1 protein-coding gene is annotated in these 630 nt (G+C 41.3%); it reads left to right on the forward strand.

The features are described from left to right. Positions 1-630: hypothetical protein (locus AC4FS3_RS28970; protein ID WP_491023414.1), on the forward strand; the 630-nt coding region annotated here is incomplete at both ends.

Raw genomic sequence — 630 nt, forward strand, 5'->3', positions numbered from 1 at the left:
TGCGGACATCACCCCGACGCCGCTGCGGGATATGTATAACTGGCAATCTGTCGACGTAACAGCTGGAGCATATACGGCAATAATTGTTGACTACTTCTTAAATCTACTTGCACCAGATGAATATCGGGTACTATACCCGAAGTATGAAACGCTATTTGCAAAAGAATTATTCTTTGGAAAAATTTACCGCATGCCATTATACATCGCGGATTGTATTAAGAAAATTGTCGGCAACATTACTATCACAGATAGTTTTGACGATAATATGAATATTCCATGCGAGGCATATGGATTGCTGCTCCCTTCTATCGAAGGTCTCAAGAATTACAACATATACCCTCTTGTCAGGTCCCAATCGAGGTGCGTTTGGCGCAATATTTCCGAGAGCGATCCGCCAAATTACATTGAAATCGGGCACAATCTGTATTTCCATGCACAAGAACTGGCCACGAACTGGAAACTTCAGGCGCAGCGGTCTCTAAAGGCTACAGCACCAGGTGAGGCCCATTCAAATTTGGGCAAACAACTTAAATTGTTCCTGAAAAATGAAACTAACATTGAATCTGATATCCATATCATTTTCAAAATTCTTGTATGCGCAAATTGGATCAAAAAAGGATACATACGAAC

This window comes from Pseudogemmobacter sp. TB195, assembly GCF_058313095.1.